Here is a 14,973-nt window from a genome sequence, read left to right as displayed (position 1 = left end):
GCCTCAATTACTAAAATTAAAACCAGACTGACCGGACGACGGTTACATCTTTTTTAAAAGAGCCACCCAGTCTTCATGTACTAATCCGGATGTAGCCGGCGGATTTCCGAGAGTTCTAACAGCACCTCCGGCAACGATCGGGATAGAGCCTTTTTGAAGTTCTCCTCCATTTAAAGGGTCAAACCAAAAAACCTCAAACTCTCCTGATTCCTCTGAAAGGTTGATTGTGGCCTCTTTTACTTTGGGAAGGAATGCCGCATAGACCTTACCTTTTTCCCTCAAACAATACGCCTCATCTATATTGACCAAATCGTGCTGTGGCTGCATGTTCCAATACGGCAGGTTTTCTTGAAAGAACGAACGTGCGTGATTTGATATTTTCCAAAGTCTATCCCGTTGGCGCCAATCTTCTGAAGTAAGATCATTGTGCGGATGCTTGGCTCCAAAGTACCACTCCACTCCGGCTCCACCAGAAAGTAAACTTCCCCAAAGCACGTATTTTCGTAAAGTTTCATGGGTTGGATCTTCACTATCCAAAACAGCACCCTGAAACCATTTCCCAATCTCATCCATGGTAATCATCCATTCATGACCCGTTTCCTTAGATTTCGTCCTCCATTCTTCAACAACATTAGCAGCATGCTTTCTTTCGTCTTGCTGTAATGAGAGCCCATCTACATATCTATAGCCCACAATAGAGTCTAGAATTTCGCTTCTCAAAGGGGCATGAGCATGCGTATGTAACAACAGCGGATGATTGTAAGGGTCTGTCTCCTTAATAAATTTGGCCATAGCTTTTCTTTGCGCATCGTTCTGGCCCAAAGGCGACCATTCCGCAGGTCCATTTTCTTCTCCCAAGTTCCAAGTAAGGCCCAAATGGTGGCCAAAACGGGCTATCAACTCGCTTAAATAAAGCTTTCGCATTGGCCCGGTTTCTCCATTATCCAATAGCGTTTCATTCTCTGTTTCTTGTAATACAACGTGAAGCATCAACCCCTTTGATTGCATATGACGAAAAACAATTTCCCATTGCTCCAGTTTGCTCACATCAAAACGGCTAAGCTCCTCCGGTTTTGTATATGGCCATACGTCTTTTCCATCACCAAGAATATTCATGGTCAAGAAATAAACGGTATTCATTCCTGTATCTGCAAGGTAATTTAAAGCCCCGATCAAAGCTTTTCCTTTACCATCCTTCCACGTTGGGTCTCCCGCTTTCCAGTCAGTTATGTGAGATGGATAGGAATGTATTTCATCTGTAGTGCTCGCCTCTCCTTCATCGTTAGAAGAAGCTATCCTATACGTACCATCAAAATCTACGTAGCCTAGCAGATTTTCTGGACTGTTGGCCCCTACTTTTAACCAATAGGTGTCCGTATTTTTAAATTTGTAGTAGCCCTTGGAGACCACAAGCCTACCATTTGCCCTGAAATCCGCACCTTCTTTATCGGATTCAATTACTTTAAAAATGCCTTTGGCATTTGAAATAGACACCTCTTTTGCTTCTGACACGTTTTCCTGAATGGCGATGCTGTCTTTGTGGTACAATTTTGCGGAATAACTCCAATCTCCCAGCAAATCCGGTGAAAAACGTACCCTCCAAATATTTCCTTTTTTTGAGCTAGTCTCCGAAGCATTCCCATCTGCCGCATAAAACCCTCTAATTTTATAGCTGGTCTGTGCATTTGTAAAAACCACCTCTAGACGATAATTTAAAAACGGATTGTCTTCTGCATCCTCAGAAGTTTCAGGACCTTCAAAATCTATTTCTACCGTGTGCCATTGCCGGTAAATTCCACTAGATATTTTAGTGTTGATGGTTTGGGCGGTATTAGAGTCTACAGTTGATACTTCTGTGGCTACCGGTTCTGATTCGCTTCTTGAATTGTCCGTACCGGTTTTGGACACATTACAGCTTGATACTATAAAAAATACGGGCAGTGCCAACATAGTGATGCACTTTGATACTAAAAAATGTGTTCTGGAGAATGAATGTATTTTCATTGACATAGGTTAATTAATTAAGCAGATTGGCTTTTGAACTGAACACTCTAGGGAATCTTATATTAAAAAGGCATTTTATTGCCCATTGATCCGCCTAAAGACAGTACAGCATATTTTACCGCAAGTCCGAAAATAGAATAAGAAATTCATTTCTCCAACCCTATTTCTTTAAACAGCTCACTAAAAAAAGCCATAAACTAAAATTAGTTTATGGCTTTCAGGCCAAACAGGCATTCGTTTATGAGTAACTCACAATTTTGCGTACCCCGTTCCGGTCTACTTTTCTATAAGGTCTTCAAGTACCTTCTTAAACGTTTCTACGGGTTGTGCACCTGTAAGTGCGCTCTTTTTATCAAAAACAAAAGTGGGCACGGAAGATACGCCAAGCCCTTGCCAATACTGTTCCTTGGAAGCTACCTCGTAACGGGCGGTATCATCATCTAAACGGGACATTGCTTCTTCCACATTTAAGCCAACGGCTTTCAATTCTTGAGCTAGAACTTCTCTATCGGACACATTCTTTCTTTCGCTAAAAAATGCGGCAACCAAACGCATCTTAAGTTCGGTCTGCTTTCCTTTTTCATGAGCGTATTCCAACAGAACATGTGCATCTCGGGTATTGGCCATTCTCATTTCATCAAAATAATCGAATGTAAAACCTAAATCTTCACCAAATTCCGTCATACGTTCCTGAGACAATTTTTGTTCCTCAAGAGATGAACCATATTTTTCGGCAATATGTTCTTGAACATTTTGTCCTTCTGCAGGCATATTCGGGTTTAGTTCAAAAGGCTGCCACTCCAATTCGATTTTATCCTCAACACCCAACTCGGAAATAGCACGTTCTAAACGCTTGTAACCAATTACACACCAAGGACAAACCACATCCGAAACCAAATCTATCTTTATCTTTTCTGCCATAATTTATATCATATCATTTTTAACCAATAAACAATTTGCCGAACTCGTTTGGCAAACTCTCTATCTAAGACGATTTTGCCTATACAACCTTACTAATTTGAACTTGAGGTTTAGCATTTGTAAAATTAGGTAAATCGCTTAAAATCTTTTCTGCATTGGAACCGAACGATTCTTGGAAGGATTCTAACGAGTCAAAAAGTAAATTCGCAATAACCGCGTATGGGGCTTAATCCGCAGGGGTTGCTCCGGTAAGTCCAAAATTAATATCCGACCCCTTAATGGCATCCCCCATTAAGTCTTCCAATAATTGACTGTGTTTTGTTGTGTAATATTCTTTATCGAACTCTAAATCTTCACTGTTCGGGTACATTACGGTTAACTTTATCATAATACTTTTTTTTAAAAAGTTGATGAATAGACCACCTATGCGAAAAAATTGATAAGCATTGTGTGTTCAATCCTTATTTATAAATGAAAAAATAAACCTCCCGCATAAAACGGAAGGTTTATATGTTGCCATCAAGCTTCATTAGCTTACAACATTAGGCAACTTCGTTTTCCTTTTTCCAAGCAAATTTCTCGAACGCAGCGTCAACCGGAGTTTCTGCAATGTGGTTCACATAGTTACTGATTACTTTTTGAGAAAGTCCCAAAATGATTTCCAACAATTGTCTTTCCTCATAACCCGCTGCATAAAATGCTTTAACATCTTTAGGGTCAATATACCCTCTATTGCGAACAATTTTAAGGGTAGTCTCATGAAGTACCTGTAACTTTTCGGATGGCAATTGAGTTCCGTTTCTTAATGCTTCCGTAATAGCATCATCTACCTTCATCATTTTTGCGATTGCGGTATGTGCCGGTACACAATAATGACATTCGTGCTCCACGTTAATGGTTTGCCATACTACCGTAAGTTCATCATTATCAAATGAAGAGTTTACAAAAAGCTCGTGTATAGATTGGTATGCTTCCAAAAGACCAGGTGCCGAGGCCAATACGCCATGTAGATTAGGTATGTTACCATACGCCTTTATTGATTTTTCCAATAATGGCTTGCTATCTTCCGGTGCGGTTTCTAAAGTGTGAATCGTTAATGTACTCATAGTTCTAATTTTAATTTATTTATATTTCTAAGCAAACGCTTAGTTTAGGGTTAAAAAATTTTTAAATGTTTAAAAACGTTATTTCAATCGTATCATTGATTTGGTTTTGGTCGAAAACTTTTGATGAAACTGACAAACCCAACAAAGTATTCATTAAATAATTTGACTGCCTAATAGCTTCTTCTTGAGTTTTTCCTTCCTCTTGCAAAAGATTATCTACAAATAGTTGCTTGATGCTATTGGCAAATTCTATTAACTGTTCCATAATTACTGGGTCTGCATCTGCGTTAATTTCATTTACGGTATTGGTTACCAAACATCCCTTATTCTTCCCATCTTCCTTTGCAAACTCCAAGAAATCATAAAAATATTGCTTAATACCTTCCTTACCATTATTAGACTTAGAAAGTTTATCCGTTATGACGCGTACACGTTTCCGGTAGGCATTAATGCTTTCAACAAAAACCCCTTGCTTATTCCCAAAGCTAGAATAAATAGAAAATTGGTTGATCCCCATTTCCTTTTCAAGCATACGAACCGTAGTAGCCTCATAACCATTTCTCCAAAAAAGAGCAGTGGCCTTTTCAATTACTTCATCTTCGTTATATTGTTTTTTTCTAGCCATTATTTCTAAACTACGATACAAAACTAAGCACTTGCTTTGAAACGAACAAAAAATTAAGAATACTTTAGCTTTGGGGCATAAAAAAACAGCTCAAACCTTTAATTCATAGCCCCATGAATTAAAATTTTGAACTGTCAACTAATTAAGGAATATATTGAATTATCTGTACGATACAGCAATCTTGGCGAGTTGGCCAACAATTTTAACTGAATCCTTCATAGAAAGTTTGGAACCGTCTGCATGAATCCATCGTTTTAATGGTTGCTCACAAATAACGCGTTTTGCTTCTTCTTTACCATAGTGTTTTCTCATGCGCATAAAAATCTCCACATCAAAGAGCCATTTGGTAATAAATTTTTTGTTGAACATGGTAGAAGCTATCTCACGGTCCATTATTTTGGCTCCACATTGGGTGTCCTTAAATGGCATACCAAGAATAGTCTGTATGATCATATTGATGGTCATGCTTATAATTTTACGAGCCGACTCCTTGGTGATGTTCGCCCCCATTCTACTGATTCTGGAACCACTTACAATTTTAAAATCCGAGTTTTCAATGGTTTTTACTAAATCATCAAAATCCCTAAAATCAGTTGAAAGATCAGCATCTAAATATCCTAGATAATCTAACTGCTCATCTTTTATCATGTGCAAGATTCCCTGTCGTACCGCTTCTGCCTTACCACCGTTCTTTTCACAATCATAAACGCTTATATTGGATTCATGTCCTTTGCGTAGTTCATGCAGTACTTCTAAAGTTCTGTCTGTACTTCCATCATTTACAAAGCATAAATGGTAGCCCAAATTCTTGTGTGCAAATTCCTTAAATTCAGGACCGGACAAACGGTCTTCTTCATTATAGCAAGGAATTATTACACCCACGCAATTCTTTTGAAGCATACGTGCATTATCACTCGCTACCGTTTCTTTCTGAATATCAGGTGCCCCGATAATTCGTTTTATACGTGCCGCCATTTCGTCTAGGCTCACAGGCTTTTTCATGTAATCGTTAATTCCTAAATCAAAACCATCTACAATGATTTTTTCATCGGTATTACCTGACATGACCAGAATAGGTGTTTCGGATTTCTTTTCAATCCTTATATGCTCAACTACCCTAAGGCCTGACATGCCCGGCATATTTATATCTACCAAAACTAAATCTGGCTGAAAACTATCAAATACTTCTATGCCCTGCTCTCCAGAACTGGCCGTTTTAACCTCATAACCTAATTCTAATAGTCTCTTTTCAACTGAAAGCAAAATCAATTGCTGGTCGTCTATGGTTAATATTTTCATGGTGGTATATTTTATTAAGAAGTGGGAACCTTTTTTTTATGCTTTTACTTTTTCGTGGGTTAGTCCAATGGCGTTAACGTCTATAATCTGCCCTTTGGATTTTTGAACCTGAATAGCCTTAAAATAATCCAGATACATTTGGGTAATGGTACTCATAGGCAATGAACATGCAGCCGCATAATTGGTTTGGGCCAACTCCGTTCTATAGGCATCATCCGTGAGTATTTTTTCTATGGCGTCCGCTAATGAATTTTTGTCCTCGGGTAAAAAGAACTCGCCCCTATACCCTTCTTCCTTAACTAGTACGCTCAAGTCTCCCAAATCAGGAAGAGCAACTGCTTTCCCGTAGCTTCCTGCTTGATGCAATACACCCGAACTACCTGTGGTAGAGGTATACGGGAAGACCACTACCGCACTTTCTCCAAAAATAACGGGGACGTCCTCTTCGGCTACATAGCCTGTAAATCGTATTTGCGATACATGGCTGTATATTTCTTCCATCTTCTTAAGGTAGCCTGGTGTATTAGGACTATCCGTTCCGGCAATTACAATTTCTATATCTTCATTGCTCCTATTACGAATTACCTCTATTGCCTCAATAAGTACCTCAACCTTTTTATAGGTCCCGAACTTCCCGAAAGCCATTACCTGTTTTGGTCCAGCTGGAAGATTAAAATCCGGTTCTGGTGGAGTTTCAAAAGAGCCGTGAGGAATTAATGCTATATTTTTTGCTTTATATTTCTTCTCAAGGATGGTTACGTATTTGCTTATGGTCACGGCTAAAATATCCGATGCAAGAACAAACTTGGTCAAGGTCGTACCTATAAAACCATATATGCTTTGTAGTATTTTGCTTTTGGTAAACCCGGCACTATCCAAATCTACCTGCTCTAAAATATTATGCAGTAATGATATGGTAGGAATTCCTTTAGATTTGGTTGCATAAGGCAGCATTAATCCTAAAGCTGCAGGTATTTTTTTATCACCGAATTTCAGGAACTGTAAATTATAAAGTACGGCATCTGGCTTATGGGTTTTAATAGCTTTGTTTACTGTAAGTAAATTAGAATAGCTATTGAACTCCCAGCATTCCGAAACGGTTATCTTACAACCTTCCCCTTCAAAAGAAAGATCCTTTGGAGCTTTGGTCTTATCCGTCATTAAAATGATTTCAGTTACTTCTTCTTGTAATCTAAAATGCTTTACAAGATAATATCCGTACTCCGTTAAGGTTACCTTACTGGGCGGATATGCAGTTACAATGGCTAGTTTCATACTATAGGTTTGATAGATTTGGGACTATTTAATTATATTTCTGGATTTTAATTTTTTCAACTTTCGGATATACTTTTCTTTCTTATTTCTTTATTCGAAAAATACATCAACTGGACTACCAATAATATACTCATGGCTATTAATTGCATATACACCACACTTTCTAAAGTGTCATGATACAATACCACTAACACAATTTGCGAAAGACCCAATACACCGGATAATATAACCGGCACATAATGATCCAACGATAAAAAATAATAAGCGAAAATATTGGAGATGGCAAAGAGCGATGTTGCCAAAGCATATTGCCATAATAAACTGGACATAGCAATATAGGAATCACCGAACATCAATGTTATTATCAGTTCGGGAAATAAATAACATACTACTACAATACCTGCGGATAGTAAGCCTATATAGGATACATATTTAAATAAAACCGGCGCTGTTGGCTCACCATTTTTTTGCTTTTGCACTACTACCGGAAGTAACAACATTACAAACATCCATGCTACAAAATACACCACCCTACCAATTAAGGCCAGTGAAGCGTAAAGACCGGCTTCCATAGGTTCAAAATAATGCTTTACCAAGAGCACATCGCTATTATTGATTATAATTTGTGTAAACTCATAGCAGGCGGTCAACCAAATAAACTGTGAAACCCGCTTAGCATTTTCATCATCGAGTTTTCTAGATTCCCTAAAGGATACCGAGGTACTGTCAGATGGAAAAAGTCCAAACAGAAAAGATAGAAATATACCTAATGCCACCAATGTTCCTGGTTCAATATCCAAAAGAAAAAGTAAAAGCATTGTAAGTACTAACCTACTCCACATCTCCGTCTGGTAGGTGATCGACAGTTTTCCAAATTCCTGTCTGCCCTGGTATGCTCCTCTATTTACACTCATAAAAAAGTAAATAGGTATACCTAGACCAAATATGATAAACATCCAATGACTTTCCGTATTGAAAAGTGCTTGTAATTGTTTAGAAAAAATAAGAATGAGTACTCCAATGATGAGACCAACTACACTAGCTTGACGATAGGTTATATTCTTAAAAATGTCCCATTCCTTACCAGAGAATATAACCGCGAATTTTGCCGTTGCCAGTTGAAAGGTCATTCCCATAAATGATAGTACCAATAATAAGGTGACAAGAAGTGCCGCTTCTGAAAATGCAGCCGGCCCTAATAGCCTACCTAATAAAAGGTTATACAAGTAGTTTCCCCCATTGACCAAAAGCACGCTTCCCATGAACAATTGTTCCTGAGAAACTTTCTTAAACATTAACTTAATGGCGGTCATAGTTGGTGTGGTCTTAGTTTATGCTGTATTTATTTTATTATGTGCTTTCTTGAACATTTTTAGTATTTAAAATATATAGCTATCTGGGATTCAAATATGTAGCAGCAATATTTTGTTCAAAATATAAGCTTGATACCTAAACGGAATTTTATAAGATTATTGTAGGATTAAACTTATAATCGATAAAATGTAGCATTTCATAGAACTAATCGGCATTTTATCGATAAAATGTACATGCAAAAGCAGAACCTTCATATTTCATTAGAGTATTAATGATTTATTCCAAGGATGCCTTCTAACGTCTGTTATAGAACCCTTTAAAATCAATAATTGGAAACTAAAACAGTTCTTTAATGGCTTTAGATAGGCCGTTTTTTTAAAACAAATTTCAGTCAATCTACCGTAATTTAGACCTATAAAAGTCCATCTACACTTAACCGTAGATGAATGGCTTAAAGCAATAGACAAGCAATACCATCGACGAAATACAATATTAATAGCATTATAATGTTATATTTTCTGATAATTATTCAGGAATGCAACGCACCAATGTTTTATTAATCTTAGCACTGGTCATAGGTATCGCTTTTCACGGGTCTAGTATCTTCTTTACCCTTGAGACTACCTATGACGCTTTGATACATCTATTTTTTGCGGACCATTACGCCAATAGTTGGTTTGAACCTTGGGATTATCGTTGGTATACAGGTTTTACGGTACAGGCCTATCCTCCACTCGTACATCAGTCCATTGGAATCTTATCTTATATTGGCGGACTCAAATTTGGAATGTTCAGCGTAGCACTGGTTGGCATTATCCTTTTTATTACGGGCGCCTATAGGTTTGGGCTTCTCATGACCGGAGACAGAAAAATTGCCGGGTACACAGCGCTTCTAGCGGTATTTTCTTCCACGTTTGTGGAAACCCTTCATATTTTTGGCCAATTGCCCAGTATCGTTGGTTTATCGGTGCTTCTGCACTCCTTGCCAGAGATATATCTATGGGTAAAAACCGGAAAATCCAGATACATAGCCACCAGTCTGTCGTTAATAGCGGTAACCGTAACTTCTCATCATGTTACCCCAATATTCGGCATGGTTTTTTTTATATTCCCGCTTCTGGGGATGGCTGTAATGGATTCTGCCAGAGATCAGGTAAATAGTTTTAAGGAAGTTCGTTTTTGGGTCTTTTTCAAACAATTTAAAAAGTGCTTTTGGAGAATAGTTATTTTTGGATTTTCCTCTTTAGTACTTATCGTTACTTGTATCCTGCCCTACTGGATAAATTCAAAGAAAAACCCGATTACCCAAGTACCCATACCACATGGTTCCCGTGATAATTTTCTTGAGGTTACTTCATCCGGACTCGTGTTTTTTGTTATCCCTTGGGGGATTTTAACGTTTATCCTACCTTTTCTATTCTATAGATATTACAGCAGGCGATACATCTTTTTTGGTTTATCCTTTTCCGCACTTACACTCTTGGGTACAGGAGGAACAACACCTCTTCCCCTAATACTGTTGGGTGAAACTGCTTTTAATATTTTGACGTTGGACCGCTTTACACTCTGGGCTACCATAATGGCATTGCCACTTTTTGGGGAGTTTGCCTACCGTATGGTTGAAGGAGACCTAAAAGATCGTATTCAAGAAAATTGGGGGCGCGTTTACCACCGTATGCTTGGTGGCGTCATTATGGGTGGTATCTTGTTCATGGTTATTTTCACTATGAGCTTGGGTTATTTTAGACCATCGCAACCGCAGAAAATAAAGATGCAGCCTATTGTTAATTTCTTGAGTCAGGATTCACATGACCATTGGCGCTATCTACCCTTGGGATTCGGAGATCAAATGGCATGGTTATCGGCACAGACCAGAGCTATGACCGTAGACGGAAATTACCATTCTGCACGGCGTTTACCCGAGTTGACCACAAGAGCTATTGAACGTCTTGAAAATTCAAAATTTAGGGGCGTAGAAGGTATTGGTTCATTACAGCAATTTTTGACCGTACCCGAAAAATACAACCTGAAATACATTTTTTCCAACGATAAATTCTATGATCCCATTCTCTATTTCTGCGGATGGCAACGACTGCAACAATTGGAGAACGGTATCATGGTCTGGGAAAAGCTGAACGTTCCGCCCTTTCCAACCATTATGCCCAAGGAAGATGTTCACGTGGCGTTAAAGGTGATGTGGGGCATCATTCCCATTTTAACCGTGCTGATTGCATTTGTGATCAATATTCAATGGATATGGATCAGGGCGTTAAAGGCTAAAGCTTTGCCGCAAGGAGAATTTATGAAGTATGCCATTGAGCACAAAAATTTTCCAAAGAAACTAGTGGTTATAAATCACATTTGGGCCTTTATACTATTAATCGTGCTTGGGTACGGTATTTACCTATTCTATATCAAAAATGTAGACCAAATAGCTCCTACCAATGTAGTGGAAGCCTATTATGATGCCTTGGATTTTAAAGAGTTCAACAAAGCACATTCATTTCTGAATCCCGATAGCGGAAAAACCATTGCGCAGTACATGCTAGAAGTTTCCGTTACGGATGGCATTCTTAGCTCTTATGCCAAATTGGATTCATTGGGTATTGAATTTTTACAGGAAAACGATACCAGTGCACGAGTAAAAGCGGCCACACGATGGATTACCCCTTTGGAAAGTATAAACAAAGACTATTATCACAGTCTTATAAAAAAGAAGGGTAAGTGGTATATTGAACCCTCTTCGTTAGATAATGATTTGCCTCCGGACCAATTGTTTACTTCTAACAACACTACTTTCTTTAATCATGGTAGGAGAAAAATAACCACCCAGCAAACGCATCATGAAGATGTGTTGAAACAACCGGTTCTTGAGGTACTAAAAGCCAAACTAGTGCAGTACCAAGGGAGCTATAGCATCATAGGCGAGTTGCAAAATGTAGACCATGTTCCTGCGGATGTGGTTATAAAAGGAACTTTATACAATGATCTGAACAAAGAATTGGCTACTTACAATGCCAAGGACGTAGCCAAACATAAGTTAATGCCCAAAGAAACTACTACGTTCAGGATAGATTTTGAAGGTATCGCATGGTCTTCTACAAAGGATACTTTGCCCCCTACATTCAATCCTGACCAGTTTACCCCAATGACGTTTGAAGAGCAACCCACTAAATTCAATTTACAATGTGCAGGTAATGTTGCTAATACAGATTTATACAAACAGGTAAGCCTACAGGAATTGGTTTTTGAAGGCGATAAAATCAGCGGGACGCTGTTTAATTCCGGAATACAGGAAGTGACCATCCCTCAGCTTTTGATTTCCTATTATGGTGAAAACAAAGACCTTTTGTGGGTGGAACACGAGTTTTTGACCGATGGAGTACGAATTCAAAGAAAGCGTTATTTTGAGTATGAACCCGCTTGTTTAACGGATATAAAACTTATAAACAGCAGCCTAGAGAATTGTTTCGTAAACGGAAGTCCCAACTCGGAAATCAGTAAAAAGCTTTTTCCCGATAGAGATACATCGCATGCGGAAGACCAACTCCAACCTTATTCCGGAAATGGTTTTGACTATTTAAAATTTGAGTTGAACAGTTACATAGGGAATCCCAAATGAGAACGCACCTTCTACATATTGGTATTTTGGTTATTATGCTATTTCTAGGGTGTTCAAAAGAACCGGAAGAAGTAAAAAAAGATGCAGATGCACATTTTGAACTGCTCACAAACAAAGAAAATTTTATCGCCGGAGAACCTTTTTCCCTAAAATTTAAAGCTTCGGAAAAAGTTAGTCCGCATTTGGTCTTTAGAAATGCTGTGGGAACTACCCTTCTAAACGCTTCGTATACTGATGATACCCTAGAATTTGACGTCCCCAAAAATTTCTATGAAAAATCGGGTATTTGCTATTGGTCATTAATTTCCAATTCCCAAGAGAAAATGAGCGGGAAGTTAAACATTCAGGTGAACACCAAAAGAGGTACATTTTTAGAATCTTATCTAGGTCCAAGGAGCCTTACGGCAGGTCCTGAAGATTACTCCATGTTCGTTATGGTGGCCACAGATTTATATGACAATCCACTAAACGATAGTACCGCCATTTTGAGTAAAGTTCAGTTTCAAGACATTCAATCGGAAAAAGTCTTACGTTCTAAAAACCTCATGGCATGGACCAAGGTACGGTCACCAGAGCAATCCGGTCGTATGCTCATTTCCGCAGCATGCAATGAAACGGACTCCAAAGAATTTACAACCATTATCTATCCTGCAAATCCGGTAGACTTTACTATTTTCTATGAACGAAACCATGAATATGCAGATGGTAACCAAGTCATTACTTTCAGAACCGATATTATCAGGGACACCTTTGGTAATGTTGCCAGTGAAGGTACTTTGGTTTCCTTTATCATTACGGACGATAAAGGAGCAAAACTTAAAGCTCAGGGTACGACCCTGAATGGAAAGGCGGAAGCACGATTGTTGCATCCTGAACATAAAGCTACTTGGTCCGTTGAAGCTTTTGTTACCGGTGCAGCAAGGAGCAAACCCGTAACAATTGCCTTTAAGGCTTCGGTGACCGACTACGATATCCGCTTCTTGGACAATTACAGAACCCTGATTATCGGGCCGCTAAAAAGTTTCATGAATCAATTGGTACCCGATGGAATGCCAATGTCCTTAACGGTCAAAAATTCGGATGCAAAAGTATTGGACGTACTTAGAACCACATCAATACAGGGTGAAGGAAAATTTGAGCTGTCACCGGATTTCTTTCCTCCGGGAAATTATGAGTTACAGATAAAAACTGCCGGAATAACAAAGACAAAATCAGTAGAACTAAAATGAAAATAAACAGAACTTTATATCGCATTTTTCTGCTGGTAACGTTTTTAGCCCTCAACGGTTTAATTCTTTTCGGCATTAGTAGCGCGTGGACGTATTTGAATACGGGTGCGGACCGTACCTCTATGCTTCATTTGCATGAGGATATTTCCGCTAGCTATTTACCAAAAATAAAGTGGGAGATTGCGATGAACGAAGGTAGGCCCATGGAAGAACAGACACTAGGAGAAATTGAGAGAGATTACATGAGTGCTTGGCAAGTGCGCAACGCAGCATATGCTAACAATGTGCCTTATGGTATAGCCGATTATTATACCGATAGTATGCGTACCGAGCTATTTAAAATCACAGACCTCAACCTTAAAAAAAAGGTAACCTTAAAGACCACTACGCTAGAACATCACCCTAAATTGGAATTTTACAGTACAGACGGAAAACTTGTGGTTTTCACGGATAAAAACGTTGAAGCCTATGAAGAAGTGTACCAAAACGAAAGCTTGGTTACCAAACGAAAACTGCTATCGGATTACAAAGTAATGCTTTTGTTGGAAGACGGTTTTTGGAGAATACGGCAGTTGGTGGAAACCTCTTTACCAGAAGAGCCTAAAGCCGTAGAATCTCAGGTTCAGAATCTAGACAACTTCCATTTTAAGGGTATCAATTATTATCCACAGGATACTCCATGGGATATGTTCGGTAAAAAATTCAATGACTCCATTATCGAGCATGATTTTAAGCTCATGGCCAAAATGGGTGTAAACAGCTTACGAATCTTTATTCCTTACGAATCCTTTGGCAAAGAATATGTAAACCAAGAAAAAATAGAAAAGGTAAAACTCACCTTAGATATAGCAGAGAAAAATGGATTGGACATCATGCCCACACTTTTTGATTTCTATGGTAATTACAGTATTCATGATTGGACAATGACCAACCGGCATGTAGACCAAGTTGTAGATGCTTTAAAAGACCATAAAGCAATAATTGCTTGGGACGTTAAAAACGAACCCGATCTGGATTTTGAATCTAGAGGGAAAGAACAGGTATTGGCATGGTTGGAGCAGACTGTGGAACGTATTCGCAAAATAGACCCAAAACATGCTATAACTATAGGATGGTCTAGTCCGGAGGCGGCAACAAACTTAAAGGATAAGCTGGATATTGTCTCTTTTCACTATTACCGTGAAGCTCTAGAATTTGAAAAAGCCTTTACGACCTTAAAAAATAAAATAGCCGATAAGCCCTTGCTATTGCAAGAATACGGATATTCTTCCTACGACGGAATATGGAACGCTTATACTGGATCGGACAAAAAGCAAAAAGAATATATGGAGACGATTCAAAACGTGGTAGAAAAAGAGAACCTGTCCCATATGATATGGACACTCTATGATTTCAGAAATATTCCCACTTCGGTTGTTGGCCGGCTACCGTGGCGAAAAGTCCGCCAGCGTCATTTTGGCCTATTGGACGATAATGGTGAGAAAAAGCCCGTTTACGATATTTTCATAAACAACCAACCGTAAAAGAGTCGATTTTATGAAGTCAAACCACGACTTTTTCAATCAAACAAAATTTACA

The 14,973-nt window shown here is 38.7% G+C and carries 12 protein-coding genes; 3 read left to right on the top strand and 9 right to left on the bottom strand.

Annotated elements, in window-relative coordinates; genetic code table 11:
* Positions 1 to 42: 42 nt before the first annotated feature.
* From KO513_RS06420 to KO513_RS06380, 9 genes are all read right to left on the bottom strand, one after another.
* Entirely contained in the window at positions 43 to 2,004 is a 1,962-nt protein-coding gene (locus KO513_RS06420; protein ID WP_215912741.1) for a DUF5060 domain-containing protein, read from the bottom strand.
* Positions 2,005 to 2,280: 276 nt separating this feature from the next.
* A complete protein-coding gene (locus tag KO513_RS06415; protein ID WP_215912740.1) occupies positions 2,281 to 2,925 on the bottom strand; it encodes a DsbA family oxidoreductase in 645 nt (214 codons plus the stop codon).
* A gap of 79 nt (positions 2,926 to 3,004) precedes the next feature.
* Entirely contained in the window at positions 3,005 to 3,136 is a 132-nt protein-coding gene (locus KO513_RS19815; protein WP_215912765.1) for an EthD family reductase, read from the bottom strand.
* A gap of 15 nt (positions 3,137 to 3,151) precedes the next feature.
* Positions 3,152 to 3,313 carry a hypothetical protein gene (locus KO513_RS06405; RefSeq protein WP_215912739.1) on the bottom strand — a complete coding sequence of 54 codons (162 nt, stop codon included), beginning with the start codon at positions 3,311 to 3,313 and terminating at the stop codon, positions 3,152 to 3,154.
* 154 nt (positions 3,314 to 3,467) lie between these two features.
* Positions 3,468 to 4,031: a carboxymuconolactone decarboxylase family protein gene (locus KO513_RS06400; RefSeq protein ID WP_215912738.1), complete on the bottom strand. Its 564-nt coding sequence runs from the start codon at positions 4,029 to 4,031 to the stop codon at positions 3,468 to 3,470.
* A 61-nt stretch (positions 4,032 to 4,092) separates the two neighbouring features.
* A complete protein-coding gene (locus tag KO513_RS06395; protein ID WP_215912737.1) occupies positions 4,093 to 4,656 on the bottom strand; it encodes a TetR/AcrR family transcriptional regulator in 564 nt (187 codons plus the stop codon).
* Positions 4,657 to 4,815: 159 nt separating this feature from the next.
* Positions 4,816 to 5,955, bottom strand: coding sequence for a response regulator (locus KO513_RS06390; RefSeq protein ID WP_215912736.1), 1,140 nt, complete (start codon positions 5,953 to 5,955; stop codon positions 4,816 to 4,818).
* Positions 5,956 to 5,991: 36 nt separating this feature from the next.
* Positions 5,992 to 7,230 carry a glycosyltransferase gene (locus KO513_RS06385; RefSeq protein ID WP_215912735.1) on the bottom strand — a complete coding sequence of 413 codons (1,239 nt, stop codon included), beginning with the start codon at positions 7,228 to 7,230 and terminating at the stop codon, positions 5,992 to 5,994.
* A gap of 56 nt (positions 7,231 to 7,286) precedes the next feature.
* Positions 7,287 to 8,543, bottom strand: a complete 1,257-nt coding sequence (locus tag KO513_RS06380; RefSeq protein ID WP_215912734.1) for an oligosaccharide flippase family protein — start codon at positions 8,541 to 8,543, stop codon at positions 7,287 to 7,289.
* A gap of 536 nt (positions 8,544 to 9,079) precedes the next feature.
* Between KO513_RS06380 and KO513_RS06375 the strand changes: the two genes are divergently transcribed.
* From KO513_RS06375 to KO513_RS06365, 3 genes are read left to right on the top strand one after another with little or no spacing between them, the layout of a single operon-like run.
* Positions 9,080 to 12,166 carry a hypothetical protein gene (locus KO513_RS06375; protein ID WP_215912733.1) on the top strand — a complete coding sequence of 1,029 codons (3,087 nt, stop codon included), beginning with the start codon at positions 9,080 to 9,082 and terminating at the stop codon, positions 12,164 to 12,166.
* A complete protein-coding gene (locus KO513_RS06370; protein WP_215912732.1) occupies positions 12,163 to 13,395 on the top strand; it encodes a hypothetical protein in 1,233 nt (410 codons plus the stop codon). The genes KO513_RS06375 and KO513_RS06370 overlap by 4 nt, the downstream gene beginning before the upstream one ends.
* Complete coding sequence (locus KO513_RS06365) at positions 13,392 to 14,918, top strand: cellulase family glycosylhydrolase (RefSeq protein ID WP_215912731.1); 1,527 nt, start codon at positions 13,392 to 13,394, stop codon at positions 14,916 to 14,918. The genes KO513_RS06370 and KO513_RS06365 overlap by 4 nt, the downstream gene beginning before the upstream one ends.
* Positions 14,919 to 14,973: the final 55 nt, after the last annotated feature.

Origin of the sequence: Zobellia sp. B3R18 (assembly GCF_018860715.1) — a bacterium.
Taxonomy (GTDB): Bacteria; Bacteroidota; Bacteroidia; order Flavobacteriales; family Flavobacteriaceae; genus Zobellia; species Zobellia russellii.
This window is presented reverse-complemented; position numbering and strand designations above follow the sequence as displayed.

Coding starts and splice junctions, on each gene's coding strand:
- KO513_RS06395 (WP_215912737.1), bottom strand. CDS start 4,656: ATGGCTAGAAAAAAACAATATAACGAAGATGAAGTAATTGAAAAGGCC.
- KO513_RS06415 (WP_215912740.1), bottom strand. CDS start 2,925: ATGGCAGAAAAGATAAAGATAGATTTGGTTTCGGATGTGGTTTGTCCT.
- KO513_RS06370 (WP_215912732.1), top strand. CDS start 12,163: ATGAGAACGCACCTTCTACATATTGGTATTTTGGTTATTATGCTATTT.
- KO513_RS06405 (WP_215912739.1), bottom strand. CDS start 3,313: ATGATAAAGTTAACCGTAATGTACCCGAACAGTGAAGATTTAGAGTTC.
- KO513_RS06390 (WP_215912736.1), bottom strand. CDS start 5,955: ATGAAAATATTAACCATAGACGACCAGCAATTGATTTTGCTTTCAGTT.
- KO513_RS06375 (WP_215912733.1), top strand. CDS start 9,080: ATGCAACGCACCAATGTTTTATTAATCTTAGCACTGGTCATAGGTATC.
- KO513_RS06365 (WP_215912731.1), top strand. CDS start 13,392: ATGAAAATAAACAGAACTTTATATCGCATTTTTCTGCTGGTAACGTTT.
- KO513_RS06380 (WP_215912734.1), bottom strand. CDS start 8,543: ATGACCGCCATTAAGTTAATGTTTAAGAAAGTTTCTCAGGAACAATTG.
- KO513_RS06400 (WP_215912738.1), bottom strand. CDS start 4,031: ATGAGTACATTAACGATTCACACTTTAGAAACCGCACCGGAAGATAGC.
- KO513_RS06385 (WP_215912735.1), bottom strand. CDS start 7,230: ATGAAACTAGCCATTGTAACTGCATATCCGCCCAGTAAGGTAACCTTA.
- KO513_RS06420 (WP_215912741.1), bottom strand. CDS start 2,004: ATGAAAATACATTCATTCTCCAGAACACATTTTTTAGTATCAAAGTGC.